Source organism: Ruegeria sp. HKCCD6604 (assembly GCF_013110635.1).
In the GTDB taxonomy this organism is placed as follows: domain Bacteria; phylum Pseudomonadota; class Alphaproteobacteria; order Rhodobacterales; family Rhodobacteraceae; genus Ruegeria.
In genome coordinates this window covers 22,501-48,938 of sequence record NZ_WVQW01000008.1, presented here as the reverse complement: position 1 = coordinate 48,938, position 26,438 = coordinate 22,501, and the positions used below count along the sequence as shown (strand labels likewise).

Annotated in this window: 22 protein-coding genes and 1 rRNA gene (1 of these 23 running past the window's edge); 13 read left to right on the top strand and 10 right to left on the bottom strand. The window is 57.9% G+C overall.

Translation table 11 applies throughout. The annotated features are described in order from the left end of the window. Positions 1-11 precede the first annotated feature (11 nt). The 7 genes from GS614_RS17175 (at position 12) to GS614_RS17145 (ending at position 10,758) form a co-directional block, all read left to right on the top strand. Positions 12-449 carry a GFA family protein gene (locus GS614_RS17175; protein ID WP_152459664.1) on the top strand — a complete coding sequence of 146 codons (438 nt, stop codon included), beginning with the start codon at positions 12-14 and terminating at the stop codon, positions 447-449. Continuing rightward, positions 446-4,978: a glutamate synthase large subunit gene (gene gltB, locus GS614_RS17170; RefSeq protein ID WP_171726892.1), complete on the top strand. Its 4,533-nt coding sequence runs from the start codon at positions 446-448 to the stop codon at positions 4,976-4,978. The genes GS614_RS17175 and gltB overlap by 4 nt, the downstream gene beginning before the upstream one ends. 180 nt (positions 4,979-5,158) lie before the next feature. After that, positions 5,159-6,073, top strand: a complete 915-nt coding sequence (locus GS614_RS17165) for a Hint domain-containing protein (RefSeq protein WP_171116607.1) — start codon at positions 5,159-5,161, stop codon at positions 6,071-6,073. A gap of 39 nt (positions 6,074-6,112) precedes the next feature. After that, positions 6,113-6,847 (top strand): monofunctional biosynthetic peptidoglycan transglycosylase, encoded by a 735-nt coding sequence (gene mtgA, locus GS614_RS17160; protein ID WP_171726891.1) that lies wholly within the window; start codon positions 6,113-6,115, stop codon positions 6,845-6,847. Positions 6,848-6,905: 58 nt separating this feature from the next. After that, on the top strand, positions 6,906-7,571 hold the full coding sequence (locus tag GS614_RS17155) for a glutathione S-transferase family protein (RefSeq protein WP_152459944.1): 666 nt from the start codon (positions 6,906-6,908) through the stop codon (positions 7,569-7,571). Between the two features lie 73 nt (positions 7,572-7,644). Further along, positions 7,645-8,682, top strand: coding sequence for a tRNA epoxyqueuosine(34) reductase QueG (gene queG, locus GS614_RS17150; protein WP_171330723.1), 1,038 nt, complete (start codon positions 7,645-7,647; stop codon positions 8,680-8,682). A gap of 72 nt (positions 8,683-8,754) precedes the next feature. Then, positions 8,755-10,758, top strand: coding sequence for a hydantoinase/oxoprolinase family protein (locus tag GS614_RS17145; protein WP_171726890.1), 2,004 nt, complete (start codon positions 8,755-8,757; stop codon positions 10,756-10,758). 39 nt (positions 10,759-10,797) lie between these two features. On the opposite strand, the gene msrA is transcribed toward GS614_RS17145, so the two are convergent. Together msrA and msrB are read right to left on the bottom strand one after the other, a co-directional pair. Further along, the gene (gene msrA, locus GS614_RS17140) at positions 10,798-11,310 is read right to left on the bottom strand and encodes a peptide-methionine (S)-S-oxide reductase MsrA (RefSeq protein ID WP_171171613.1); all 513 of its coding nucleotides are present in this window, start codon (positions 11,308-11,310) and stop codon (positions 10,798-10,800) included. Then, positions 11,310-11,756 (bottom strand): peptide-methionine (R)-S-oxide reductase MsrB, encoded by a 447-nt coding sequence (gene msrB / locus GS614_RS17135; RefSeq protein WP_170345953.1) that lies wholly within the window; start codon positions 11,754-11,756, stop codon positions 11,310-11,312. The genes msrA and msrB overlap by 1 nt, the downstream gene beginning before the upstream one ends. Positions 11,757-11,901: 145 nt before the next feature. Between msrB and GS614_RS17130 the strand changes: the two genes are divergently transcribed. After that, positions 11,902-12,423, top strand: coding sequence for a glutathione peroxidase (locus tag GS614_RS17130; protein WP_152459672.1), 522 nt, complete (start codon positions 11,902-11,904; stop codon positions 12,421-12,423). On the opposite strand, the gene GS614_RS17125 is transcribed toward GS614_RS17130, so the two are convergent. Continuing rightward, entirely contained in the window at positions 12,399-13,286 is an 888-nt protein-coding gene (locus GS614_RS17125) for a DMT family transporter (protein WP_171726889.1), read from the bottom strand. The two genes, GS614_RS17130 and GS614_RS17125, sit on opposite strands and share 25 nt — an antisense overlap. A gap of 182 nt (positions 13,287-13,468) precedes the next feature. Here GS614_RS17125 and GS614_RS17120 point away from each other — a divergent pair, with 182 nt between their 5' ends. Further along, on the top strand, positions 13,469-14,665 hold the full coding sequence (locus GS614_RS17120; RefSeq protein ID WP_171117252.1) for a BCCT family transporter: 1,197 nt from the start codon (positions 13,469-13,471) through the stop codon (positions 14,663-14,665). 201 nt (positions 14,666-14,866) lie between these two features. Here the strand turns inward: GS614_RS17120 and GS614_RS17115 are convergent, their stop codons facing one another. From GS614_RS17115 to GS614_RS17095, 5 genes are all read right to left on the bottom strand, one after another. After that, entirely contained in the window at positions 14,867-15,385 is a 519-nt protein-coding gene (locus GS614_RS17115; protein WP_253282583.1) for a CHAP domain-containing protein, read from the bottom strand. Positions 15,386-15,682: 297 nt separating this feature from the next. Beyond that, the gene (locus GS614_RS17110; protein WP_117871130.1) at positions 15,683-15,970 is read right to left on the bottom strand and encodes an HU family DNA-binding protein; all 288 of its coding nucleotides are present in this window, start codon (positions 15,968-15,970) and stop codon (positions 15,683-15,685) included. A 130-nt stretch (positions 15,971-16,100) separates the two neighbouring features. Next, on the bottom strand, positions 16,101-17,564 hold the full coding sequence (locus GS614_RS17105; protein WP_171726888.1) for an AMP nucleosidase: 1,464 nt from the start codon (positions 17,562-17,564) through the stop codon (positions 16,101-16,103). Then, positions 17,561-19,363 (bottom strand): adenine deaminase, encoded by a 1,803-nt coding sequence (gene ade / locus GS614_RS17100; protein WP_171726887.1) that lies wholly within the window; start codon positions 19,361-19,363, stop codon positions 17,561-17,563. The genes GS614_RS17105 and ade overlap by 4 nt, the downstream gene beginning before the upstream one ends. 108 nt (positions 19,364-19,471) lie before the next feature. Continuing rightward, the gene (locus GS614_RS17095; protein WP_171726886.1) at positions 19,472-20,341 is read right to left on the bottom strand and encodes a LysR substrate-binding domain-containing protein; all 870 of its coding nucleotides are present in this window, start codon (positions 20,339-20,341) and stop codon (positions 19,472-19,474) included. 112 nt (positions 20,342-20,453) lie between these two features. On the opposite strand from GS614_RS17095, the gene GS614_RS17090 reads away from it, so the two are divergent. Both GS614_RS17090 and GS614_RS17085 read left to right on the top strand, forming a co-directional pair. Next, a complete protein-coding gene (locus tag GS614_RS17090; RefSeq protein WP_171726885.1) occupies positions 20,454-21,209 on the top strand; it encodes a class II aldolase and adducin N-terminal domain-containing protein in 756 nt (251 codons plus the stop codon). A 23-nt stretch (positions 21,210-21,232) separates the two neighbouring features. After that, complete coding sequence (locus GS614_RS17085) at positions 21,233-22,222, top strand: sterol desaturase family protein (protein WP_171330739.1); 990 nt, start codon at positions 21,233-21,235, stop codon at positions 22,220-22,222. 24 nt (positions 22,223-22,246) lie between these two features. On the opposite strand, the gene GS614_RS17080 is transcribed toward GS614_RS17085, so the two are convergent. After that, positions 22,247-22,879, bottom strand: a complete 633-nt coding sequence (locus GS614_RS17080) for a class I SAM-dependent methyltransferase (protein ID WP_171726884.1) — start codon at positions 22,877-22,879, stop codon at positions 22,247-22,249. Between the two features lie 88 nt (positions 22,880-22,967). Here GS614_RS17080 and GS614_RS17075 point away from each other — a divergent pair, with 88 nt between their 5' ends. Further along, positions 22,968-23,813, top strand: coding sequence for an SDR family oxidoreductase (locus GS614_RS17075; protein ID WP_171206534.1), 846 nt, complete (start codon positions 22,968-22,970; stop codon positions 23,811-23,813). Positions 23,814-23,818: 5 nt separating this feature from the next. Here the strand turns inward: GS614_RS17075 and GS614_RS17070 are convergent, their stop codons facing one another. Then, positions 23,819-25,438: a GMC family oxidoreductase gene (locus GS614_RS17070; protein ID WP_171726883.1), complete on the bottom strand. Its 1,620-nt coding sequence runs from the start codon at positions 25,436-25,438 to the stop codon at positions 23,819-23,821. An 808-nt stretch (positions 25,439-26,246) separates the two neighbouring features. Between GS614_RS17070 and GS614_RS17065 the strand changes: the two genes are divergently transcribed. Further along, positions 26,247-26,438 (top strand): 16S ribosomal RNA (locus GS614_RS17065) (it continues 1,270 nt past the right edge of the window).

The following is a 26,438-nucleotide window of genomic DNA, read 5'->3' as shown; positions in this document are numbered from 1 at the left end:
GAGGCTTCGAAATGCCTGAATTGCAAGGCCAATGCATGTGTGGCGCGGTTACGGTGACGGCAACTCCGGCGCGGGATGCGCTGGGGGCCTGCCATTGCGACCAGTGCCGGCGCTGGACCAGTTCCATGCTGGTGACGTTTCAGGCCGAAGAAGGCTATGCCGCGCTTGGACCGGTCAAAACCTTCACTTCCTCTGACTGGGCCGAGCGCGCCTTTTGCGCCGATTGCGGCTCGGCGCTTTGGTATCGGATCACGCTCCCGGGCGAGATGCACGGCCAGACGCAAATGGCGGCAGGTCTGTTTGACAACGCCGCAGGCAACCCGCTGAAACTTGAACTTTACATCGACAAAAAGCCCCAGGGCTACGCGTTCGCAGGCGAACGCCGGCAGATGACCAAAGCCGAGGTCGAAGCCATGTACGCCCCCTCTGACGAAGGAGACAGCCAATGACCAAATATGATGCCGATTGGGTGCGGGCCGAAGAAGCCAAGCGCAAATGGATGGCTGAAAATGGTCTCTATTCCGAGGAAGAAGAGCATTCTTCCTGTGGTGTGGGTCTCGTTGTGTCCGTGGATGGGAAAGCGTCGCGCAAGGTTGTGGACGCCGGTATCGACGCGCTCAAGGCGATCTGGCACCGCGGCGCGGTTGATGCGGACGGAAAGACCGGTGATGGCGCGGGCATTCACGTGCAGATTCCGGTCTCGTTTTTCTACGATCAGATCAGGCGCACAGGCCACGAGCCCAAATTGGACGAACTGATCGCTGTTGGTCAGGTTTTCCTGCCGCGCACCGACTTTGGCGCACAGGAACAGTGCCGGACCATCGTGGAAAGCGAAGTTCTGCGCATGGGCTATTACATCTATGGCTGGCGTCACGTGCCGGTCGATGTCACCTGTCTGGGTGAAAAAGCCAACGCCACCCGGCCCGAGATCGAGCAGATCCTAATCTCGAATTCCAAAGGAGTGGACGAAGAGACCTTCGAGCGCGAGCTCTATGTCATTCGTCGCCGTATTGAAAAGGCCGCCTCGGCAGCGGGTATTTCCGGGCTGTACCTGGCGTCGCTGTCCTGCCGTTCGATCATCTACAAGGGCATGATGCTGGCCGAGCAGGTTGCCGTCTTCTATCCCGACCTGATGGACGAACGGTTTGAATCCGCCTTCGCAATCTACCACCAGCGCTATTCCACCAACACCTTCCCGCAATGGTGGCTGGCGCAGCCCTTCCGCATGTTGGCGCATAACGGCGAGATCAACACGCTGAAAGGCAACATCAACTGGATGAAAAGCCACGAGATCCGCATGGCGTCCTCGACATTTGGGGATTATGCCGAGGATATCAAGCCGATTATCGCCGGAGGATCGTCGGATTCCGCAGCATTGGACTCGGTTTTTGAGGTTCTGGTGCGTGCGGGCCGCTCGGCCCCGATGGCGAAAACCATGCTGGTTCCGGAAAGTTGGTCCAAGCAGGCGGTGGAACTGCCGCAGGCGTGGCGCGACATGTATTCTTACTGCAACTCAGTGATGGAGCCGTGGGACGGCCCCGCCGCGCTGGCCATGACGGATGGCCGCTGGGTCTGTGCTGGGCTGGACCGCAACGGCCTGCGTCCGATGCGTTACGTCGTGACTGGCGATGGTCTGGTCATTGCAGGATCCGAGGCCGGCATGGTGCCGATTGATGAGTCCACAGTGACCGAAAAAGGCGCGCTGGGCCCCGGTCAGATGCTGGCTGTCGACATGAAAAAAGGCAAGCTGTATCGCGACACCCAGATCAAGAACAAGCTGGCGAGCGCATTGCCGTTTGGCGAGTGGGTCGGCAAGATCAACGATCTGGACGAGGCGCTGGCAGGTGTGACCGAAAAGCCGATATTCTCGGGCGAAGATCTGCGCAAACGCCAGATCGCGGCAGGCTATTCAGTCGAAGAGCTGGAGCAGATTCTTGCGCCTATGGCTGAAGATGGCAAAGAAGCGCTGGCGTCCATGGGTGACGATACGCCCTCGGCGGTTCTGTCCAAGCAATACCGCCCGCTCAGCCATTTCTTCCGGCAGAATTTCTCTCAGGTCACCAACCCGCCGATCGACAGTTTGCGCGAATACCGCGTCATGTCCTTGAAAACCCGGTTCGGGAACCTGAAAAACGTGCTGGATGAGGACAGCAGCCAGACCGAGATCATCGTTCTGGAAAGCCCCTTTGTTGGAAACGCGCAATGGGATGAACTGGTTGGGAACCTCAATGCTCCGCTGGCCGAGATCGATTGCAGCTTTGAGCCTGGTCAAGGCGCGCTGAGCGCTGCTTTGGCCCGTGTCAGAGCCGAAGCTGAAGAGGCTGTCCGGTCTGGCGCAGGGCATCTGGTGCTGACCGACATGAACTCGGGTGAAGATCGTGTGGCGATGCCGATGATCCTTGCCACCAGCGCAGTGCACTCGCACCTGACCCGTCAGGGCCTGCGGACGTTCTGTTCCTTGAACGTACGCTCGGCTGAATGTGTCGATCCGCATTACTTTGCGGTTCTGATCGGCTGTGGCGCGACCGTTGTGAACGCCTATCTGGCCGAAGACTCGCTGGCCGACCGGATCGAACGCGGGTTGCTGGATGGCACCCTGACCGAAAATGTTGCCCGCTATCGCGAGGCCATCGACCAGGGCCTGCTGAAGATCATGGCCAAGATGGGCATCTCGGTGATCTCGTCCTATCGCGGAGGCCTGAACTTCGAGGCTGTTGGACTGAGCCGCGCGATGGTGGCAGAGTATTTCCCAGGTATGACCAGCCGGATTTCCGGCATCGGCGTCACCGGCATTCAGGCAAAGGCCGAAGAAATCCATGCCAAGGGCTGGAACAGTGGTCTGGACGTGTTGCCGATCGGTGGTTTCTACAAGGCGCGGCAATCGGGTGAAACCCACGCGTGGGAAGCGACCTCGATGCATATGATGCAGATGGCTTGCAACAAGGCGTCCTATGAGCTGTGGAAACAGTATTCTGCCAAGATGCAATCGAACCCGCCGATCCATCTGCGCGACCTGATGGATTTCAAACCGCTGGCCAAGCCGATCCCGATCGAAGAGGTGGAATCGATCACCTCGATCCGCAAACGGTTCGTCACGCCGGGCATGTCACTGGGCGCGCTCAGCCCCGAGGCGCACAAGACGCTGAACGTGGCCATGAACCGGATCGGAGCGAAATCCGACTCGGGTGAAGGTGGTGAAGATCCTGCACACTTCGTGCCCGAGCCGAATGGCGACAACCCCTCGGCCAAGATCAAGCAGGTGGCCTCGGGCCGGTTCGGTGTGACCGCCGAATACCTGAACCAGTGCGAAGAGCTGGAGATCAAGGTTGCCCAAGGTGCGAAACCGGGCGAGGGCGGTCAGCTGCCGGGCATGAAGGTTACCGACCTGATCGCGCGTTTGCGGCATTCGACCAAGGGCGTGACGCTGATTTCTCCGCCGCCGCATCATGACATCTACTCGATCGAGGATCTAGCGCAGCTGATCTATGACCTGAAACAGATCAACCCGCGCTGCAAGGTGACGGTTAAACTGGTGGCGTCTTCGGGCGTTGGCACGATTGCTGCCGGTGTGGCCAAGGCGAAAGCGGATATTATCCTGATTTCGGGTCACAATGGCGGTACGGGTGCCTCACCCGCGACCAGCATCAAATATGCCGGTCTGCCATGGGAGATGGGCCTGACCGAGGCGCATCAGGTTCTGGCGATGAACAACCTGCGTGATCGTGTGACTCTGCGCACCGATGGTGGTCTGCGGACCGGACGTGACGTTGTCATGGCTGCGATGATGGGGGCCGAAGAATACGGGATCGGCACCGCTGCGCTGATTGCGATGGGCTGCATCATGGTGCGTCAGTGCCAATCGAACACCTGTCCGGTTGGTGTATGCACGCAAGACGAAAGCCTGCGCGCCAAGTTCACCGGAAACGCGGACAAGGTGGTGAACCTGATCACCTTCTACGCTCAGGAAGTGCGCGAGCTTCTGGCCAGCCTTGGTGCCCGCTCGATGGATGAGATCATCGGCCGTGCCGACCTGCTGGCTCAGGTCAGCCGTGGCTCGGCGCATCTGGACGATCTGGATCTCAACCCGCTGCTGATCACCGTCGATGGTGCGCATAACATCGTGTACAATCGCGACAAGGACCGCAACGCCGTGCCCGACACGCTGGATGCCGAGATCGTGCGCGATGCGGCGCGGTTCCTGAAGGACGGCGAGAAGATGCAGTTGTCATATGCCATCCAGAACACGCACCGGACCGTCGGAACCCGTATTTCCAGCCACATTGTGCAGAACTTCGGCATGCGGAACACGTTCCAGGATGACCACCTGCACGTGAAACTCCAGGGTTCGGCCGGTCAGTCTCTGGGGGCTTTCGCTGCCCCGGGTCTGAAGCTGGAAGTGTCGGGGGATGCCAATGACTATGTGGGCAAGGGCCTGTCTGGCGGCACGATCGTTGTGCGCCCGCCGCAGGTCAGCCCGCTGAAGGCAGACGACAACACAATCATCGGCAACACGGTTCTCTACGGTGCAACTGACGGCCATCTGTTTGCGGCCGGCCGCGCGGGTGAACGGTTTGCCGTGCGCAACTCGGGCGCCAAAGTTGTGGTTGAAGGATGTGGCTCGAACGGGTGTGAGTACATGACCGGCGGTGTGGCCGTGATTCTTGGTGATATCGGGGCCAATTTCGGTGCCGGGATGACCGGTGGCATGGCATATCTGTATGATCCTGAAGGCAAGGCCGAAGCGTTGATGAACAAGGAAACGCTTGTTACCTGCCCGGTCACCGTGGACCATTGGGTGGATCAATTGAAAGCCCTGATCACGCGTCACGCCGAGGAGACTTACAGCCGCAAGGCTGCAGATATTCTCCAGCATTGGGATGTGGAAAAGGGCAACTTCTTACAGGTTTGTCCCAAAGAAATGCTCAACAAACTCAGCCACCCGCTGAGCGAAGAAGCCACGGCAGTTCCGGCGGAGTAAGCCGAAATTCCACCAAAAAACCGGCCCCGCGTGCCATTTGCAGCACGCGGGGCCACAGTTTTTGTGCGGTTTCGGTGGGATTCTTGCCTGTTCTTCCGAATTTCGCCATGCTTTTTTTACCTTGTAGTGATAGCCATTGCCTGTTTCGGTTTCTAATGGTGACAGAGTAGGGGCAACAGGATGCCAACGACATATCGCGATCAGTTCTTCACCTTTGATCCCGCAAGCCCGCCACCAGCGGGAACGGCCGTCGCGGTCAGCAATTTCACCCTGACTGATGCGAATGATGACAATCTTATTGACGCGCCCAGTGGTGACACGGTCAACGGTCAAGACGTTACAAATTCCTGGCCAGGCGATACTGTAACGATCAACGTGTCAGGCGTTGGGAACGTGACCTATACAGGAACCACTTTCTACCTGGCCGATGGGTCTCGGGCTTTCACCCCCACAGACGGCCAGGTGCTTCAGCCCGGAACGCTGGTGTCGACCACTTTCGTCAACACACAAGGCCCCCTGAATGTCGGAAATCTGGGACCGCCGTGTTTTACGGCAGGGACCATGATCGCGACGCCGGAAGGTGAGCGCGCGGTTGAGGGTTTGAAGGCTGGTGATCTGGTCATCACGGTGGATCACGGGCCACAACCCTTGATCTGGGTCGGGTGTACAACCGTCGCAGCCGAAGGCAAATTGGCCCCAATCCGTTTCGATGCCGGGGTGTTTGGTCTGGATCGCCCATTGCTGGTTTCACCGCAGCACCGGATGCTGATCGAAGACTGGCAGGCGTCCTATCTGTTCGGCCATACCGAAGCGCTGGTTCCGGCGCATACTCTGGTCAACGATGACACCGTGAAACGGGTCGAGGGCGGTGAGGTTGAATATTTCCACCTGTTGTTCAAACAGCATGAGATCGTTTTCGCCAACGGAGCAAAGAGCGAAAGCTATTATCCCGGGCACGCGTTGTCAGCTTCGGATCGTGAAACACAAAGCGAAGTCCTGCACTTGTTTCCCGAGTTGACCGGGCTTGATCCAATGTCGCTGAAAACCGCGCGCCCGATCGTTCATCCGCGCGAGGCGCGAGCTTTCGCGATTTAGGCCGTTTCAAACCGGAACCTTGCGTCGTATAGCTGAGACATGGCGAAGAAAGCAGCCCGCAAATCCGGCGGTAAAAAACGCAAGGCATCCAGAAAGAAGGAACCAGTGGCGCGGCAGATTCGCCGCTGGGCAACGCGAGCGGTCATGGCGGTTCTGGGCCTTGTGGCTGCTCTGGTCCTGATTTATTCGGTGGTGAACCCTCCTGTCACCCACACCATCTGGTCGGAATGGCGCCGGCTGGGAAAGGTTGAACGCGAATGGGTTCCGATCGAAGACATGGCACCGATCATGGCAAGATCAGTTGTTGCAGCCGAGGACGCAAATTTCTGCCTGCATTGGGGCTTTGACGTCGAAGCCATCCGCGACGCGCTTGAGGATGGCGGCAATCGTGGTGCCTCGACCATCACGCAACAGGTGGTGAAGAATGTGTTCCTCTGGCAGGGCCGCAGCTGGGTGCGCAAGGCTTTGGAAACCTCGATCACGCCGGTGGTTGAAATATTCTGGAGCAAACAGCGTATTCTTGAGGTGTATCTGAATGTCGCCGAAACCGGAAATGGCGTATTCGGGGTCGAAGCTGCGGCGCAACGCTATTTCAACACCAGCGCGGCAAAGCTGACTTCGGTTCAAGCGGCGCGGATTGCCGCAATCCTGCCGTCCCCGCGCAACCGGTCGGTCACGGATCCGACTGCGCGCACCCGCAGACGGGCGGCTTCGATCCTCGATGGGGCGGCCACCATCCGCGCAGATGGTCGCGCGGATTGTTTCGAGGATTGAAACCCGCTATCTGCCAAGGCTAAATCTGTCGGGTATTCACTGGTTCGAATGGAAGTCCATGGCGCGTCTGTTTCACGTTCCCCTCTCTCCGTATTGTCGCAAGGTCCGTCTGTCGCTGGCGGAGAAGAAGATCGAGGTTGAGCTGGTAGAAGAGCGATACTGGGAACAGGATCCTGATTTTCTGCGGCGCAACCCGGCGGGAAAAGTACCCGTGTTGCGTCTGGACGGGCAGATCATGTCGGAAAGCGCGGCGATCTGCGAATACATCGAAGAAACCCGCCCAGAGCCAGCTTTGATGCCGAAAACCCCCGAAGCCAGGTTTGAAGTAAGACGCCTTGTCGGTTGGTTCGACGACAAGTTTCACCACGAGGTGACATCAAAGCTGTTGTATGAGCGAGTGAACAAAAAGGTGACAGGACAGGGGTATCCGGACAGCAAGAACGTCAAACAGGGTGCCAAGGCGATCAAGTACCATCTGGATTACATGGCGTGGCTGCTGGATCACCGCCGTTGGTTGGCCGGGGATCAGATGACATTGGCGGATTTCGCGGCCGCGGCGCATCTGTCTTCGCTGGATTACATCTCGGACGTGGACTGGAACCGTAGCCAGGTGGTCAAGGACTGGTATGCCAAGATCAAGTCTCGACCGGCATTTCGGTCAATTCTGGCGGATCAGGTGCCAGGGTTCCGACCGCCGCCCCATTACGCTGATCTGGATTTCTGATAGCGTGCGCAAGGGGGGCTGTCTGCCCCCATCGCGCCAAGGGCGCGATTCCCCCCGAGGATGTTTTGGCCAGATGAAGAGCGGATCGGATCTTAAGGAAAAGCTGGTGCAACAAGCCCAGGCAGAGGGGTTTGTTGCCTGCCGCGTGTGCCGCCCTTGGGATGTTCCACAGGTGCCGAAACGATTGCGGGCCTATCTGGACGCCGGGTACCACGGGCAAATGGGATGGATGGCCGAGCGTACGCATTGGCGCGGCGATCCTGCCGCCCTTTGGCCCGAGGCACAATCGGTGGTCATGTTGGCCGAAAGCTATACGCCGGAACATGACCCGACGGAGATCCTGAAACACCCGGATCGTGGTGCAATTTCGGTCTATGCGCAGAACAAGGACTATCATGATCTTGTCAAGAAGCGGCTGAAGCGGTTGGCGCGATGGCTGATTGCCGAAGCCGGAGGTGAGGTAAAGGTATTTGTCGATACCGCGCCGGTTCCCGAAAAGGCGCTGGGATATGCCGCCGGACTGGGTTGGCAGGGCAAGCACACCAATCTTGTAAGCCGCGAATGGGGAAACTGGGCCTTTATAGGGTCTGTTTTCACTACTCTGGACCTACCGGCGGACAATTCAGAGATCGATCATTGCGGATCGTGCCGCGCCTGTCTGGACAGCTGCCCGACCGATGCGTTTCCGGCCCCCTATCAACTGGATGCACGGCGGTGCATTTCATACCTGACCATTGAGCATAAAGGCCCGGTGGACCATGAGTTGCGCGGAAAGTTGGGCAATCGGATCTATGGCTGCGACGATTGTCTGGCGGCCTGTCCATGGAACAAGTTTGCCGTCGCAGCGAGCGATATGCGCTATGCCGCCCGGGACGATCTGAAAGCGCCCGGTTTGGAAGAATTGGCGGCGCTGGACGATGCCGCTTTTCGTGCAAAGTTTTCGGGCTCGCCGATCAAACGCATCGGCCGGGACCGGTTCGTGCGCAACGTTCTGTATGCCGTTGGAAACTCGGGACAGCCGAAACTGAAAACAGTGGCTCAGCGTCTGTTGGAAGACCCGGATGAGACCGTGGCAGAGGCGGCGCGCTGGGCGGTGGAACAACTGTCATAATTGCCGCAAACAGGCTGGACGTGTCGTGCATAACCGCTAAACCCATCCGCAGCGAACAGACAGGAGGACCCGATGACGTTGTCTTTGGGGGTAGATACGGGCGGGACCTATACCGACGCGGTGCTGATCAGGGATGAGAAAGAGGTCATCGCCTCGGCCAAGTCGCTGACCACCCGGGCGGATCTGGCGATTGGTGTGGGCAAGGCGATCTCGTCTGTGCTGGCAGAGGCGCAGGTTACGCCGGATCAGATCTCGATGGCGTCATTGTCGACGACGCTGGCCACGAATGCTCTGGTCGAGGGGCAGGGTGGTCGTGTCGCGTTGATCTATATCGGGTTCAAGGACAGTGATCTTGAAAAACACGGGCTGAAAGAGGCGCTGAAGGGCGATCCGGCCTTGGTGATTGCCGGTGGGCATACCCATTCCGGCGGGCAGGCTGCCGCCTTGGATGTCGCAGCGCTTGAGGCCTTTTTGGATTCGCATAACGGAATTTCCGGCTTTGCGGTTGCTGCTCAGTTCGCCACCCGCAACCCGGCGCACGAGTTGGAAGCGGCGCGCATAATCTCGGAAAGAACCGGGGCGCCGGTGACCTGTTCGCATCACTTGTCCGCCAAGCTCAATGGTCCGAAACGCGCGGTGACGGCTGTGCTGAATGCGCGGCTGATCGGGATGATCGACCGATTGATCGGGCGTGCACAGGATCAACTGCATGCGCTGGGAATTTCGGCGCCGATGATGGTGGTGCGCGGCGATGGCGCCCTGATGAGCGCGGAACAGGCCCGGGAACGACCGATCGAGACTATTCTGAGCGGGCCTGCGGCTTCTATCGTCGGGGCGCGATGGCTTACCGGAGCGGACAATGCGCTGGTCTCGGACATCGGGGGAACGACCACTGATGTCGCACTTATCCGGGACGGAAAGCCCGCGATCGACCCGGCCGGGGCGCAGGTGGGTGGGTTTCGCACCATGGTCGAGGCCGTGGCGATGCGAACCCACGGTCTGGGCGGCGACAGTCAGGTTCATGTTGCGACCGAAGGGTTGCGGGGCGGTGTTTTCCTGGGCCCGCGTCGCGTGTTGCCCGTTTCGCTGATCGCATCAGAAGCGCCCGACGTTGTGCATTCTGTACTGGATGAACAATTGCGGGCCACGACCGTGGGCGAGCATGATACGCGTTTTGCCCGCCGCGTGCCCGGCATCCATGCTGAAGGAGTCGGCGCGCGGGAAGAAAGCCTGCTGGAGAGGCTGGGAGATCGCGTTCTGCCCCTGAGCTCCTTGCTGCGTTCGCGGATGGAGAACGGGGCGCTGATGCGCCTGGTCGATCGCGGAATCATCCAGGTGTCTGGGGTTACGCCATCTGATGCCAGCCACGTGTTGGGGCGGGTTCGTGCCTGGGATGTCGATGCGGCGCGCAAGGCATTGGAACTGATGGCACGCAAACGGGTCGGGTCAGGGGATATGTTGGCAAACTCTCCCGAAGCGTTGGCCCAGATGATCGTGGATCAATTGACGGAACAGACCAGTTTGACCTTGTTAGAGGCTGCTTTTGACGAAGAGCAGGTTGGTTTTGGTCTGCCTTCGCAAGACTTGGCGCGTCATGTGCTGACACAGCGCGGGTTGGCACAACACCGTGGGTTGCTGTCGCTGAGCGCTGCTTTGAATGTGGATGTGGTTGGCCTTGGGGCGTCGGCCCCCAGCTATTACCCTGCGGTGGGTGAACGGCTGCACTGCCGAATGATCCTGCCGGAACATGCGGGCGTGGCAAATGCGATTGGTGCTGTCGTGGGGCGGCTGACCCTGCGTCGCTCGGGCACCGTCACATCCCCGGCGGAAGGGCGATATCGTGTGCATCTGGAGGATGGCCCGAAGGACTTCGCCGCGTCAGAGGAAGCCCTGGCCCTGTTGGAAAAGGTTTTGATGTCCGAAGCAGAGGGTGCAGTACGAGAAGCCGGCGCAGAAGACATTCGCGTGATCGTGGATCGTGACATCAAAACCGCGCGAGTCGAGGCAAAGGACGTTTTTGTCGAGGCCCTGATCACGGTCGAGGCAAGCGGACGTCCACGGGTGGCCGCGGGCTAGCCCCCCTGAAAGCTTCAGAGGGGCCGGGCAGGTGGTGCTTTATTCTGCTGCGCTTGAGCGTTTGGGCAGGACCCAATCCTGACGCGGGAAGTGGCAGGTATAGCCGTTCGGAATCCGCTCCAGATAATCCTGATGCTCTGGTTCGGCTTCCCAGAACTCTCCGACAGGTTCGACCTCGGTCACGACTTTTCCGGGCCACAAGCCGCTGGCATTCACGTCGGCGATGGTGTCCAGGGCCACCTGTTTCTGCGAGTCATCCACGTAGTAGATCGCAGATCGATAGCTCATGCCGATATCGTTGCCCTGACGGTTGACCGTGGTCGGGTCATGGATCTGAAAGAAGAATTCCAGCAGGTCGCGATAGCTGATCCGAGACTGATCGAACCAGATCTCGATCCCTTCCGCGTGGGTGCCGTGATTGCGATAGGTCGCGTTGGGCACGTCACCGCCGGTATAGCCGACACGCGTACGTGACACGCCCGGCAGTTTGCGGATCAGGTCCTGCATCCCCCAGAAGCAGCCCCCGGCCAGTACAGCGCGTTGCTCGGTCATCAAATATCCTCCACATGAATCAGGTATTCGCCATAACCTTCGGCTTCCATCTCATCCCGATGAATGAACCGAAGCGAGGCAGAGTTGATGCAGTACCGCAAACCGCCATGTTCACGCGGACCGTCCGGGAAGACATGCCCCAGATGGCTGTCGCCGTGTTTCGAACGAACCTCGGTCCGGATCATGCCATGCGTGGTATCGCGGAACTCTTCGACATGTTCGTGCACGATCGGCTTGGTGAAACTGGGCCAGCCGCACCCGGATTCGTATTTGTGGGTCGAGGCAAACAGCGGTTCACCCGATACGATATCCACATAAATACCGGGTTCCTTGTTGTTCAGGTATTTCCCGGTGCCCGGACGTTCTGTACCACTGCGCTGGGTGACGTGAAACTCTTCGGGCGAAAGCGCAGCAATGGCCGTGGGGTCTTTGGTATAGCGAGTCATGGATCCTCCGGCTGAAATAGTGTTTGCGCCATTATCTGGGGGCTGCGGGGTGGAAAGCAAAGCGATATTTCAAACCGCTCTCGCAGTCGTGCAAGTGATCTGAACAACAGAGTCACGCGTATCTGAATTAAAGGGAGGACAAGACATGATGAGATTGCTGCTTTTGACTGCCCTGATCTTGCTGGGCCGCGCCGTTCAGGCGGCACCGCTGACCGGTGAGTTCGACTCGATCGACGGAGGCACATTGGCCATCGAAGAGTGGCGCGGCCAACCCATCCTGGTGGTCAACACCGCGTCACAATGTGGGTTTACCGGGCAATACAAGGCTCTGCAAAAGGTACATGAGGCCTATTCCGGCAAAGGGCTGGTCGTTCTTGCGGTTCCGTCGGATTCGTTCAATCAGGAACTTGGGTCCGCGGAAGAGGTGAAACAGTTCTGTGAGATGAACTATGGGCTGACCCTGCCGATGACGGATATCACTCCGGTCAAAGGGGCTGACGCTCACCCGTTCTACAAGGCCGTTGCCGCGCAGACCGGGTTCACGCCCAAGTGGAACTTCAACAAAATCCTGATCGATCCTGAGGGTGAAGTCGCGGCGACTTTCGGGTCAAATGTAAAACCCGATTCCCGCAAACTGCTGTCTCAGGTCGAAGCCCTGCTGCCCTGAGCGGGCTGGCGTGAAAGCTGAACCGCAAGAATGCCAAGGGTTGTAACCGTGACGCCAACCGCATCCATGGCGCCTAGCTTCTCGCCCAGCAGGATCGCCGCGATGGTGACCCCGAACACGGGGTTCAAAAAGTGGAAGGTGGCGGCCCGAACGGCTCCGATCCGGTCCAACAGCAGGAACCAGATCAGTGTCGCCAGCAAACCGGGGAAAAGGGTTGTGTAGGTAAAGGCCAGCGCCAGTGGCAGCGTCGGGTGGATGTAGATGGTTTCAAAGACCGGAGCAGCCGCAAACAGCGCGGCTGAACCAACCAGCATCTGCAAGCCGACGACCATCATGAAGTTCCCGCCGGATGTTGCACCGCGAACGGCCAAGGTTGCAAAGGTCAAGGCAAGAGCACCCAAACCGCAAAGCGCGACCCCGAACATATCAACACCCGCGCTGATCCGGCTGCTCATGATAAGGGCGACTCCGGCGAAACCGGCGAACAGACCCAAAACACCCAGTGGCCGCAGCTTTTCGTCGAAAATCAACCACCCCGCCAGCGCCACCAACAAGGGCATGGTGGATGCGATTATGGCCGCGACCGAAGCCTCGACCGTTTGCATCGCATAGAAATTTAGACCCAAATAAAGGGCATTTTGGCAGATTCCGAACAATATCGTTGCGCGCCATTGGTTTCGGGTCAGGTGCCAGCTTTGCCCCATCGCGCGAGCTATCATGACCCCCAGAACACCGGAGATCAGAAACCTCAAGGCCAGCGAAAACAGAGGGGACGCATCCGCCACGATAATACGCGCCGAGGTAAAGGCAGATGACCAGATCAGGGCAAATGTCAGCCCCATGGCTATGGCGCGCAGATCCATGGAGACCCCCTGTCACTTTGCGCGGACTGTTCCTGATTTTGGGATCGGTCGCAAGCGGTGCGCGTCAAAAAAGACACATGCGTGATGCAAGAAAAGTCTTGCGCATGATTTTATTGATTGACTGGCCAATTAAAGATATCGGCGGCAGGACCTGACATATCAAGGGAGGTTTGTCGGTGCTTCTGGAGTACATTCTATCGTTCGGCGTCCTGCTGGCATTGGGGCTGGTCGCTTTCTTCGTCGTGAAATGGTGGAACCTGCGCTGTGTCGGCGTGACACCGGTTCATCTGTTCACGTTCATCGCGATTCTGTTCACATCCGGCCTGGATGTCGGCCTGATCATGTTTCCACTGACCGAATTCGGAGGATACGCCGAGGACCCGGCCTATGCCTTTGCCAACCCGCTGGCGATCGAATTCGGATTCTGGGGTTTTCTGATCTGGGCCTTCTATTTCCTGACGGCCTTCTACTTCTGCGTGATAGAACCCCGCGTGAAGTTCTTTGAGATCCCGCTGGTCAAGCTGATCAACAACGTGGTGATCATTGGCACATGCGCCTTCACCGCCAGCCTGTTCCTGATCTACCTGCCCGGCTATCTGCCCGAGGTCGGAGATGGTGAATCCGTCGTTACCACCTTCTACATCATCGTGTTTGTCGTCATTCTGGCGGCGGCCTATTCCTCGACCGATCTGAAATACGTTCGCATCCTGTCCGTCGGTTCGACCTTTCTGTTCCTTGCCCTGATTCTGGGCATGTGGGCAGCCGCAGGTATGGGCGTGACCGGGTTCGTGGAAACCGGCAGCAATATCGGCGCCTATTTCGCCAACCTGCACAAGTTCGTCCTGCCATTGACCGACTATCACGCGTTCTACCTGTTCTGGTGGTTTGCATGGTCGATCATGATCGGACAGTTTACGTCGCGCTTTGTGGGTGGTCTGACCACATGGCAGTTGCTGGCCGCGCTGTTGATCTTCCCGTCGATCCCGCTGGGGATCTGGTTCACTGTACTTTATTATTACCACCTGAACGGCATCAGTACCGCTGGCATCACCAACATTGCGATGGTGATCGTAGGTGTAACGTTCGTGATCAACTCTCTGGACTCGCTGATCCGTCTGTACACCGACAACCTGAACCTGACCGTCGAGCGGTTCGGAAAGGCGATCTATGTGGCGGGCAACGTCGCGCTGCTGTTTGTCCTGACCCTGCTGTTCCAAAGCCAGTGGCTGCAAATCCAGTGGATCGGAGCGGTCGTAGTTGGACTGTATCTGGCTTGTGTCGTCTATATCCTGATCACCAAACGCCAGGAGGTATTGAGCATCGACTCGATGCCAGAAGATCGTGATCTGGACTTCCACAAGGTTGAAACGGTCCACTGACCGGACCAGAGACACAAAACAGAAACGGGCACCTCTGGTGCCCGTTTCTGTTTTTACCGACAATATTGCAGCTTTGGACAATCTGCGGGCTTTTCAACCACGCGACATCCCAACCCGGACGGCGGCTGCCTTTACGGCACGATCAAAAGGAATGTTGCCCGCGTTGCAATCAACCCGCCCGTGAAATGAAGTTGGGCAAGGCTATTCGTCAACCGCCGGATAGATGAACCCGTTTACCGGGTAGGGATTGCCGTAGCGGCCCGGTTGGCTTTCAACCCGAACCAACGTCCAGTCATTGTTTTTTGAGACATCTTTGACGCCCATCTTCAACGACACCTTGTTTCGGTGCCAGTTGGCATGATTCACGATGACTTCCCGGTTGGTGAGGATATCGGATACGACAGCCACATGGCCCAGGGGCATTCCGCGGGTCGCCCGAAACGACATAACCGCACCAACAACCGGTTCCTTGCCGCGCTCAAACACTTGCTGCGCCCTTCCCCACCAGTCCTTCGCGTTGCCGCGAATTTCAATACCGCTGAGGTCTCGGGCGTAGGGCACGCACCATACTCTTTGCCCTCTGGCCCGCTTTTTCGAGACCTCTTGCAGCGCCATCAACTGACGTTCAGGGTCGAGATTTTCATTGGTGGTGCTTTGCGCGCAGGCAGAGACAAGAGTGATAAGACCCACCGCAATCGCGGAACGGGTGCTGCCAGACAAGCGCGGCCAAGTCGTTCTCTTTCTACAGACGCTGTTTTGCAAGATACTTCATTGCCGGTTCGAAGATTGACGAAGTTGTAAGGTGATCGGACAAGCTTTGAAAAGAGGCCCGCCAACGCCACGGCAAGATTTTGCCAGTTCTCTGACCCTGAAGTCGCATTTTCACTTGGGTGGTGAATTCCGGGCCGAAACGTGCTGTGTGAAACGGGTTCAAACCCGACAGGCACAACATATTCAAGACGATAGAAAAAGGACCCCCCACAGGCGGCCCTTTATCGTTGTTCCGAAAAGCTGAAATCAGCCGTTCACGCTGTCTTTCAGCGCTTTGGCGATGGTCATTTTCACAACCTTGTCGGCTTCTTTGGTGAAGGTCTCACCAGTGGCCGGGTTGCGAACCTGACGCTCGGGGCGTTCGCGGCAGTAGATTTTTCCGACGCCGGGCAGGGTCACTGCGCCACCGGCCGAAACTTCGCGGGTGATCAGGCCGGTGATGGCCTCCAGCGCGGAGTTCGCGGATTTCTTGTCGGTTCCCATTTCCTCAGCGAGAGCAGCAACCAGCTGAGTCTTTGTCATAGGCTTTGCCATTTCTTGGTCTCCTTAACGTGCCCGATCTATAGGGCCTCACCGCGTAACTGTAACGGGATATTGTGGCCAAACACAACGAATAGTAGCGCTGAAACCCCTAAAAATATGGGGAAAACGTTGCTTTTTTGCGTCAGAGGAAGGCCGTTTCGTCGAAGGAGCGCAGTTTCCGGCTGTGCAAACGCTCCAACGGCATGCCGCGCAGATGCTCCATCGCCTTGATGCCGATGGCCAGATGTCGGCTGACCTGAGTGGTATAGAACGAAGACGCCATGCCCGGCAGCTTCAATTCTCCGTGCAGGGGTTTGTCCGACACGCACAGCAAAGTGCCGTACGGAACGCGGAACCGATAGCCGTTCGCGGCAATGGTGGCACTTTCCATATCCAGCGCGATTGCCCGGGATTGGCTGAGTCGCTGGACCGGGCCGGACTGATCGCGCAATTCCCAGTTTCGGTTGTCGACCGAAGCCACGGTACCGGTCCGCATGATCCGTTTCAGCTCATACCCTTCCAATTTCGTCACCTCGGCCACGGCGTGTTCCAGCGCCACCTGAACTTCGGCCAGAGGCGGGATCGGCACCCAGACAGGCAGATCGTCATCCAGGACCTTGTCTTCGCGCAGATAGGCGTGGGCCAGAACGAAATCGCCCAATGCCTGCGTATTGCGCAACCCGGCGCAATGGCCAACCATCAGCCACGCGTGCGGGCGCAGAACGGCAATATGGTCGGTGGCGGTTTTTGCATTGGATGGGCCAACACCGATGTTCACCAAAGTAATTCCCGAACCATCTTTGCGCTTCAGGTGATAGGTCGGCATTTGCGGCAGTTTCAGCGGTTGTTCGATAGGTGCCTTTGGGTCCGTGATCTCGGCATTGCCGGTTGAAACAAAGCCGGTATAGCCGCTGGCAGGGTCCGCCAATTGTTCTCGGGCGTAGTTCTCGAATTCCGAGACATAGAACTGGTAGTTCGTAAACAGCACGTGATTCTGAAAGTGACCAGCGTCGGTGGCGGTGTAGTGTGCCAATCTTGCAAGCGAATAATCCACGCGCTGGGCGGTGAAAAGGGACAAGGGTCCAACGGCATCTTCATGGTCATGCACGCCATTGACGATGTCATCATTGGTGGTTGTCAGGTCCGGAACATCAAACACATCGCGCAGGGTGAAGTCGGCCGCGCCCTGATGAGGCACGACCAGATCGGGATTGTTTGCCACGGCAAAATGCACCGGAATCGGCGTGTCCGACGCCGCAATTGTCACAGGCTGACCATGGTTCTTGATCAACAGGGCGATCTGTTGGGTCAGGTAGGATCTGAACAGATCCGGACGCGTCACTGTCGTGGCATGAACACCAGGTTCAGACACATGACCAAAGCTCAGGCGGCTGTCGACTTGGGCATAGGTCGAGGTTTTGATGCGAATTTCCGGATAATAGGCTCTGAATCGTGCGGCAGGTGCCCCATTTTCCATGGCGTCCGCAAAGCTGTCGCACAGGAAATCGGTGGCCTGCACATACAGCTCTTCCAACCGTGCAACAGCGGCGGCGGGATCGGTAAACTGTTCTGGCGCGGGTGCTTGCGGTGTCAGGAGTGTGGTCATGCCAATGGTTCCAGAAGTTCTATTTTTTCGAATGTGCGTACGTCGACCAACCCGAGATCCGATATTCGAAGTTCGGGAATCACGACCAGCGCCAGCAATGAATGCTGCATGTACGCGTTGTTCAGATGACAGCCGCAGTCCTGCATCGCCTGCACCATCCTGTCGGCCTTGGCCGCGACTTCGGCGGCGGGGCTGTCGGACATCAGGCCTGCGATGGGCAGCTCGACCAGTGCCAGTTCCTGCCCGTCTCGGAACAAGGTGATGCCACCGCCCACTTCGGCCAGACGGTTGGCGGCCAGCGCCATCTGATCCCGGTCCGTACCCACGACGATCATGTGATGACTGTCATGCGCCACGGTCGAGGCCATGGCCATTTTTCCCTGATAGCCAAAGCCCGAAACAAAAGCGTTGGTGACGCCCCCGGTGGCCTGGTGCCGCTCGACCAGCGCGATCTGGCACACTTCGCCTTCGCCCTCGACGAGCCCGCCAATGATCGGCAATTCGGCCTTCAACGCCTTGGTCGGGGCCTGGTTTTCAACCACGCCGATGACGTTGGCCTGAACTTTGTTGGCCCCTTCCGGTGCCTTGATCTCAAAATCGGCCGACGTCAGCGCATGCCCCAGATGAACGGTATTGCGCGATTTTTCGGGCCAGTTCAGATGTGGACAATCCACTTTGATTGCCCCGTTTTCCGCGACAACTTGCCCGCGGGCTATCACGATCTCAACCGGCAGTTCGGTCAGATCCGAGCTGAGGATGATATCCGCCCGCCGCCCCGGAGTAACGGAACCGATCTCGCGTTCCAGCCCGAAATGCGTCGCCGTGTTGATCGTCGCCATTTGCAGCGCGACCAGGGGGTCACATCCGCAAGCAATGGCATGGTGCACGACGCGGTTCATATGCCCGTCATTCACCAATGTGCCGGAATGACAGTCATCCGTGCACAGAATGAAGTTGCGCGGATCCAGCCCTTTTTTTGTTACGGCCGTAATCTGGCTTTCCACATCATACCAGGCCGACCCCAGACGCATCATCGAGCGCATCCCCTGCCGAACCCGTGCAATGGCGTCGGCCTCGCATGTGCCTTCGTGATCATCCGCCGGGCCACCCGCGACGTAAGCCGCAAAATCAGGCCCTAAATCAGGCGAAGCATAGTGCCCTCCGACCGTTTTCCCGGCCCGTTGAGTGGCTGCAATCTCGGCCAGCATCTTGGGGTCGCAGTGGATCACGCCCGGGAAATTCATCATCTCGCCCAGCCCGATGATACCCGGCCAGTTCATTGCCTCGGCCACGTCTTCGGGTGTGATTTCATAGCCCGTCGTTTCCAACCCCGGTGCGGATGGCGCGCAGGATGGCATCTGGGTGAAAATATTGACCGGTTGCATCATGGCTTCGTCATGCATCATGCGCACGCCGTCCAGACCCAGCACATTGGCGATCTCATGCGGATCGGTGAACATGCTGGTGGTTCCATGCGGGATGACGGCACGGGCGAATTCGGCTGGGGTGAGCATTCCGGATTCGATATGCATATGCGCATCACACAAGCCGGGCAAAATGTAGCGCCCTTGTGCATCGATGATTTCCGTATCCGGACCCACGCAATGCGAGGCATCCGGTCCGACGAATGCTATGCGCCCGGCAGCAATCGCCACAGAATGATCGGGCAACAATTCGCGGCTGTGTACGTTCACCCAGATTCCGCCCTGAATGACCATGTCCGCCGCCTCGCGTCCGGCTGCAACTGCGATCAATTTGGGGGCGACATCGGGCCAGCTTGGGAAAGGTGTGTATTCCATGGCTCAACTTTCACGAATGCGCCAGCGGGTGCAACCCCGGTTCTTCGGTCTTGGGGATTCCTCATACATGTTGGGCACGTCTTTTGGTTCTGGCGCGCGCGTTTCCCATTACACCTCAGACCCGATCTCACGCCGCACCCAGTTGGCAAAGGCCACGGCGCCGGGTGTGTCCTCGGCCTGCGGCGACAGCAGCAGATAGTAGGACTCGGGCATTCGCGCACGGTGCTTGAACGGCGCGACCAGCTGACCGCGCTTGATCAGATGACTGGCGATCGTGTCATGTGCCAGGCAAAGACCACCGCCAGCCATGACCGCTGTCAGGCAAACCAGATAGGTCGTCGCGTAGGTTATCGGCGGATTTTCCCAATTCAGACCCTGATCTTCCGCCCAACTTGGCCAGTTGGACAGCAGGTTGGAGCAGTCGAAAAGTGGCTGTTCCTGAAGGTTTTCCAAGCATACCGGATAATCTGGTGCGCAGACCGGATAATAGTGTTCGGTACGCAGAATTTCAGTTCGGACCGTGTCGGACGGGCGGAGCGAGAACCGAATCTCGACCGCTGCGCCTTCGGCCATTTCGCGCGGTTCCCAAAGCTCGGTGAAGACGTTCAATTGAACATGTGGATGTTCCGCCCGAAACGCCGGCAGGCGCGGGGCCAGCCAGTTGACGGCAAAGCTGATGTTGCATTGCACTTGAACCGCGTTTGGTTGCGCGCCGGTAACCGCCCGGGTTCCGCGCATCAGTGTCCGGAATGCCTCTCGCACAACTGGCAGATAGGTGATTCCGGCCTCGGTCAGTTCCAGAGCTTTGGGGCGGCGCAGAAACAGTGGCTGCCCCAGATGCCCTTCCAGAGATTTAATCTGCTGGCTGACGGCGCTTTGCGTCATGTTCAGATCTCGTGCCGCGCCGGTAAACGAGAGATGGCGTGCGGCGGCTTCGAAAGTGCGCAACCAGCCCAGCGGAGGAAGCGAGTTCTGCATCTACATAACCTCGGCATAAGTTCAGCTAATGGGATAGTTGCGTTTTTTTCGTTGGTCAAACTGCCGGGCCCCATGCAGGTTTGGCCACGACCAGCCGCGAAAGGAGCCAAGCATGAGCCTCACCAGTCTTCGTCCCAATATCGACCATTGGTCCGAGCGCGTGGATATGGCTGCCACCTTCCGCTGGACGGCCCGGTTGAACATGCACGAGGCGGTTGCCAACCATTTCAGCCTGGCGGTGAATGATGACGGCACGCAGTTTCTGATGAACCCCAATCAGGTGCACTTTGCGCGCATTCGTGCCTCGGATCTATTGTTGCTGGATGCCAATGACCCGAATGTGATGGAACTACCTGGCGCGCCGGACCCGACGGCCTGGGGGCTGCACGGTTCAATCCACCGCCACTGCCCGCATGCGCGTTGCGTCATGCATGTGCATTCGATCTTTGCGACTGTTCTGGCCTCTTTGGCCGACAGTTCATTGCCGCCGATCGATCAGAACACGGCGACCTTTTACAACCGCTACGTGGTAGATGAAGAATTCGGAGGTCTGGCCTTTGAAAGCGAGGGTGAGCGCTGCGCAGGGATGCTGTCCGATCCCAGGAAGAAGGTCATGATCATGGGCAATCACGGTGTTCTGGTCATCGGCAGCGACCCTGCGGATACCTTCAACAGGCTGTATTATTTCGAACGCGCGGCCGAAACCTACATTCGTGCCTTGCAGACCGGGCTGCCCCTGCGTGTCTTGTCGGATGAGATTGCCGAAAAAACAGCGCTTGAGCTGGATGACTATCCCGATCAGGCCGAGGCGCACCTGCGTGAGATCAAAGCGATTCTCGACGCAGAGGAATCAGACTACGCAAACTGACTGCACATCCCAAAGAGAGCATCATGACGGATATCGCCCCGGATCCCGAAACCGCCCGCTGGCACTATCACCCCGAAGGTCCCGTGGGTCTGAACCCTTTGTTCAGCTGGCCACCGCGCCCCGCGGCAGTGCTGAAATGGTACAGCGGCGCGTGGTTGCAGATCACGTCCCTGACCTTGTGCATGGTTCTGGCGATAATTGCCTATGCCTTCTTTTTCCCTGCATTAGAGACGATGCAGAGCTTTGCCCCCGGCTGGATGTTCCGGATCTGGCTGTTGAACATGGTGCCGCAAATCCTGGTGGCTGGGGGGCTGCATTGGTGGCTTTACATGCGAAAAGGGCAGGGCATGTATAAAAAGTTCGACCGCCGGGATCTGACACGGAACAACGGAACGTTTACTTTCCGCAATCAGGTTTGGGACAATATCTGGTGGACGCTGGGCAGCGCCATGACGGTTGCCACTGTTTACCAGTGGATCATCTACTGGGCGATGGCCAACGGCTGGGCGCCGACGATCACCTGGGCTGAAGCTCCGGTTTGGTTTGTGGTCTGGATGATGTTCATCCCGATGTGGTCTGGCCTGCACTTTTACTGGGTGCACCGGCTAGAGCATCACCCAAAGCTCTACAAACACGTCCACGCCGTGCATCACCGCAATGTCAATATCGGGCCCTGGTCTGGGATTTCGAACCACTGGTATGAAAACCTGCTGTATTTCACCACCTACTTCATCCACCTGATTGTGCCGTCTCATCCGCTGCATCTGCTGTTTCACAGTTCATTCCAGCAAATCAGCCCGGTTCTGTCCCATTCAGGGTTCGAAAAACTGAAAGCTGGCGAAACCGAGGCTGCGCGAGCTGGGGATTTCTTCCACCAGCTTCATCACAGGTATTTCGAGTGCAACTACGGCACGTCCGAAATCCCGTTCGACAAGTGGTTCGGCACCTACCACGATGGCTCGGCTGAGGCGACAACGCGTACGCGCGCGTACAAAAAGCAGATGTACACCTGATGGTTTCGGCGTGATTGCCTTAGTTTAAACCCGCTCAAACAAAGCAATGAACGCCGTGTCGTCTTTGTTGGGGCCAGCAGCAAGATCGCCATAAATGCGAACTTCGGGCAGGGTCAGATTTCGAATTTGACCCTGTTCCAATTGACGCAGTTTTTCTGCGAAACCCAATTTTTTGAAATGACGGGCATTGATCGAAAGAGCGAACTGCGCACCAGGCCGTGCGACACGCAAAAGCGCGGGAAAGACCTCGGGGCCGAGATGGCCGTGGGTGAAGGTCCCGGAAGAGACGATGCCGGAATAGCTTTCACGGGGCACCGGAATGCCTCGGGTCAGGTCCGCTTCGATCACGTCCCGGTAAATGTCCTTGCTCATCGCCTGATCCAGCATCTCTGCGCTGATGTCGGTTGCATCAATGGGTCCGACGCCAAGCGCCGACAACACCGCGCCGCACAGGCCGGTTCCTGCTCCGACATCCAGAACGGGCCCCTGACCGCCCGCGCCGACAAATGCCCGTGCCGTGTGGGTGTGAAGCTGATAATCTTCGCGCGCGGCGAAACTGTCATCATAATCTCCTGCCCATTCCGCATAGAGCTGTCTGTTCTCGTCCGGAGAACTCAGCGCATAGGCCGAATGCAGGTCAGGTGTTTTTTTGCTCATGGCCAACAGAAAGGCGCAATCGAAGATTCGATTCAAGTGCGTCCATGCGGCGCTTGCATCCCGGTACGACGCAGATCATCAAAGGGGCATGACCAAGACGCTCTTTTCATTCGGCCATGGCTATTCTGCCCAGGCCCTGTCCCGAAAACTTGCCCCTAAGGGCTGGAAAATTTTTGGCACGACGCGAGACCTTGAAGGGACGGGTGCAATCCGGGCCTCTGGCGCCGAGCCGCTGATTTGGCCGGGTGATGCACTGAACCTTGATGGGGTAACCCATTTGCTGATCTCGACGGCGCCAGATGAAGCGGGTGATCCTGTGCTGGCGGCGCTGGGCGATGAAATTGCCAAGCGGTCCAGTCAGTTCGATTGGGTGGGCTACTTGTCGACAACGGCCGTCTATGGCGACCATCAGGGTGGTTGGGTGGATGAGGACACGCCGCCCACACCGACCGCCAAGCGCGGAAGATGGCGTATGCTGGCCGAGGAGCAATGGTCGGCCATTCCGGGCCTGCCTGTTCACATCTTCCGTCTAGCGGGTATCTATGGGCCGGGACGCGGTCCGTTTTCCAAGCTCAAGCGTGGTGGATTGCGGCGCATTATCAAACCGGGGCAGGTGTTTTCGCGCATTCATGTGGAAGACATCGCGCAGATCTTGAAGGCCTCGATGATGAAGCCGAATCCGGGAAGCATCTACAATGTATGTGACGACGAACCGGTCCCGCCGCAGGATGTCATAGGATACGCAGCCGAGTTGCAGGGTTTGCCCCTGCCTCCTGCGGTCCGGTTCGACGACGCCGATCTGACGCCGATGGCGCGCAGTTTCTACAACGAAAACAAGCGGGTTCGAAACGACCGGATCAAGGAAGAACTGGGTATTGATCTGATCTATCCCAATTACCGTGTCGGGCTGGAAGCTCTGATGAAAGGCAAGTAGCGTCCTTACATCGCCGCCGCTTTGATCATGTCCGCCGCTTTTTCGGCTATCATGATCGTGGGCGCGTTTGTATTGCCCGACACCAATGTCGGCATCACCGAGGCATCGACGACTCGCAGGCCTTCAAGCCCGCGCACGCGAAGCTGGGGGTCGACGACCGCCATTTCGTCCACGCCCATTTTGCAGGTGCCCACGGGGTGATAGATCGTGTCGGCGCGGGCGCGGATGTGCTTCTCCCAATCCTGATCGGTCTGGGCGGTATCGGTGCCGAACAGTTCTTTGTGCCGGTACTTGGCCAAAGCTGGCGCGTTGAGGATATCCCGCGCCATTAGCGCGCCTTTGATCATGGTTTGCAGATCGCGTTTGTCTGACAGAAACGCCGGATCGATGGCGGGCGCCGCCGTGGGGTCTGCGCTGTTCAGGCCTACGGTCCCCCGACTTTCCGGCCGCAGCTTGCAAACATGGCAACTGTACCCGTACCCGTAGTGCAGCTTGCGGGCATGATCATCGACCATTGCGATGGTGAAATGCAGCTGAATGTCGGGGCGCTCCAGATCGGGGGTGGTTTTCAGAAACGCTGCGCCTTCGGCAAATGGCGTAGCCGCCATCGAGACACCCGTCTTGTTCCACCGTTGAATATGTCGCAACAACCGCGCTGCCCCTGTCGGGCCGATACCAAAATTGTCGGTGTCTTTGGTTTTGAAGATCAGCGCGAAATCCAGATGATCCTGCAAGTTCCGTCCCACGCCAGGCAGTTCGTGGTGAATCGCGATTCCGTGCGGTTCAAGGTCGCTTTTTGCGCCAACACCTGAAACCTGAAGCAGCTGCGGCGTTTTCAAGGCCCCTGCGCACAGCAGGACTTCGCGCTTCGCCTGAACGGTGATGTCTGCGCCCTTGCCTCTCACCCGGTATACAACGCCCGTCGCGCGCTTGCCCTCAAAGCGCAGCCTGCTGGCATGTGCATGCGTGATGACAGTTAGGTTCGGTCGGCCGGAAACTGGGAAAAGATAACCAGCTGCCGCGGAACACCGTTCCCCATTCTTTGCCGGGTCGTGAAACTGGGTAACCTGATACAGACCGACGCCTTCGTTATCACCCCGGTTGAAGTCTTCGGTATGGCGGTGTTGCAGCTGCTGTGCGGCTTGAATGAACGCATGGGTGATTGGACGAGGCTCTTTTTGCCGTGAAACCTGCAACGGCCCGCTGTCACCATGCACGCTGTCTGCGCCAAGCTCATTGTTCTCGGCCCGTTTGAAATACGGCAATACGCTGTCCCAGTCCCAGCCGTCGCAGCCCAGATCGGCCCAGCCATCATAGTCCTGCCGCTGACCTCTTACATACAACATGGCGTTGATCGCGCTCGAGCCGCCCAGTGCCTTGCCGCGAGGTTGATATCCTCTGCGCCCGTTCAGACCAGGCTGCGGGACCGTTTCAAAGGCCCAGTTGTTGATCCTTGGACGCCCGGGAAGTGCGGTCACAACAGCGGCAGGCATTCTAACGAAAAGGCTTTTCCCACTGCCACCTGCTTCAAGCAGGCAGACACGTGTGGATGGATCTTCGCTCAGGCGATTGGCCAGAACAGAACCGGCCGAACCGCCGCCGACGATGATATAGTCGAAATCCATGCTGTCTTGCGCACCTCTTGCGACGATTTCGTTTTCTTGACTGGTCGGGCAGAGTTACCACCTTCCCGGTGAGAGTGCGTTAACGGAGCAAAAAAACAACTGTGACCCAAAGTCAGTTTCTTGCGTGACCCAGCCTTTTCTTGATGGGCGGGTCCGGGCTGCACGAAAGGTGCAGATAGGTTTTGCAGGTCGTTTCTGTCTGCCGAACCGCTCGATTCCCCCGCAAGGGCAAGTTTTGTGGTTCCTTCTTGGGATATCCGCACGTTCCAGGCGGCATGGAGTTCTTGATTTGTTAAGTTAACTTATTGTTTTGGTTAACAAACACAAGAAAACGACGCGAAATGCAAAGTTTTTTGAAAATGGGGGTTGCAGGTCTCAGACCTAATCCGTAAATACCCCTTCACCGGCGCTGCTGAGGCGGTGCTGACGGGTCGGAGAGACGGCCTGACGGACTGGAAAGACGGTTGAGACGCTCGGGAGAGACCGGGGGCATCTGAGGTTAGGATTTAGGCGGGCGCGCTGAGGGATTGGCGCAACGGTCTGGTTTTTGGCTCTGGGTGTTTTGTTCTTTGACATTGATGGATAACTGAAGAGATATGTGGGCGGTTTGGTTCGTTTCGACGGATTGAATGTCTGTATATCGCGCTAGTAGGCTTCGGCCGATGATCTAGTGTCAGCTTCACTGTTTGAGTGGTTCACCGGTTTCTGATGAAACCAGTGTACATCAAACAGAAGACTTCATCAGGATTAGCCTCCTGATGAGATGTGCAGAGGTTCGAACGTCAAGGATAGGTTAGCAATAGCCTTTCAACTTGAGAGTTTGATCCTGGCTCAGAACGAACGCTGGCGGCAGGCCTAACACATGCAAGTCGAGCGCGCCCTTCGGGGTGAGCGGCGGACGGGTTAGTAACGCGTGGGAATATACCCTTTGGTACGGAATAGCCTCTGGAAACGGAGAGTAATACCGTATGTGCCCTTCGGGGGAAAGATTTATCGCCAA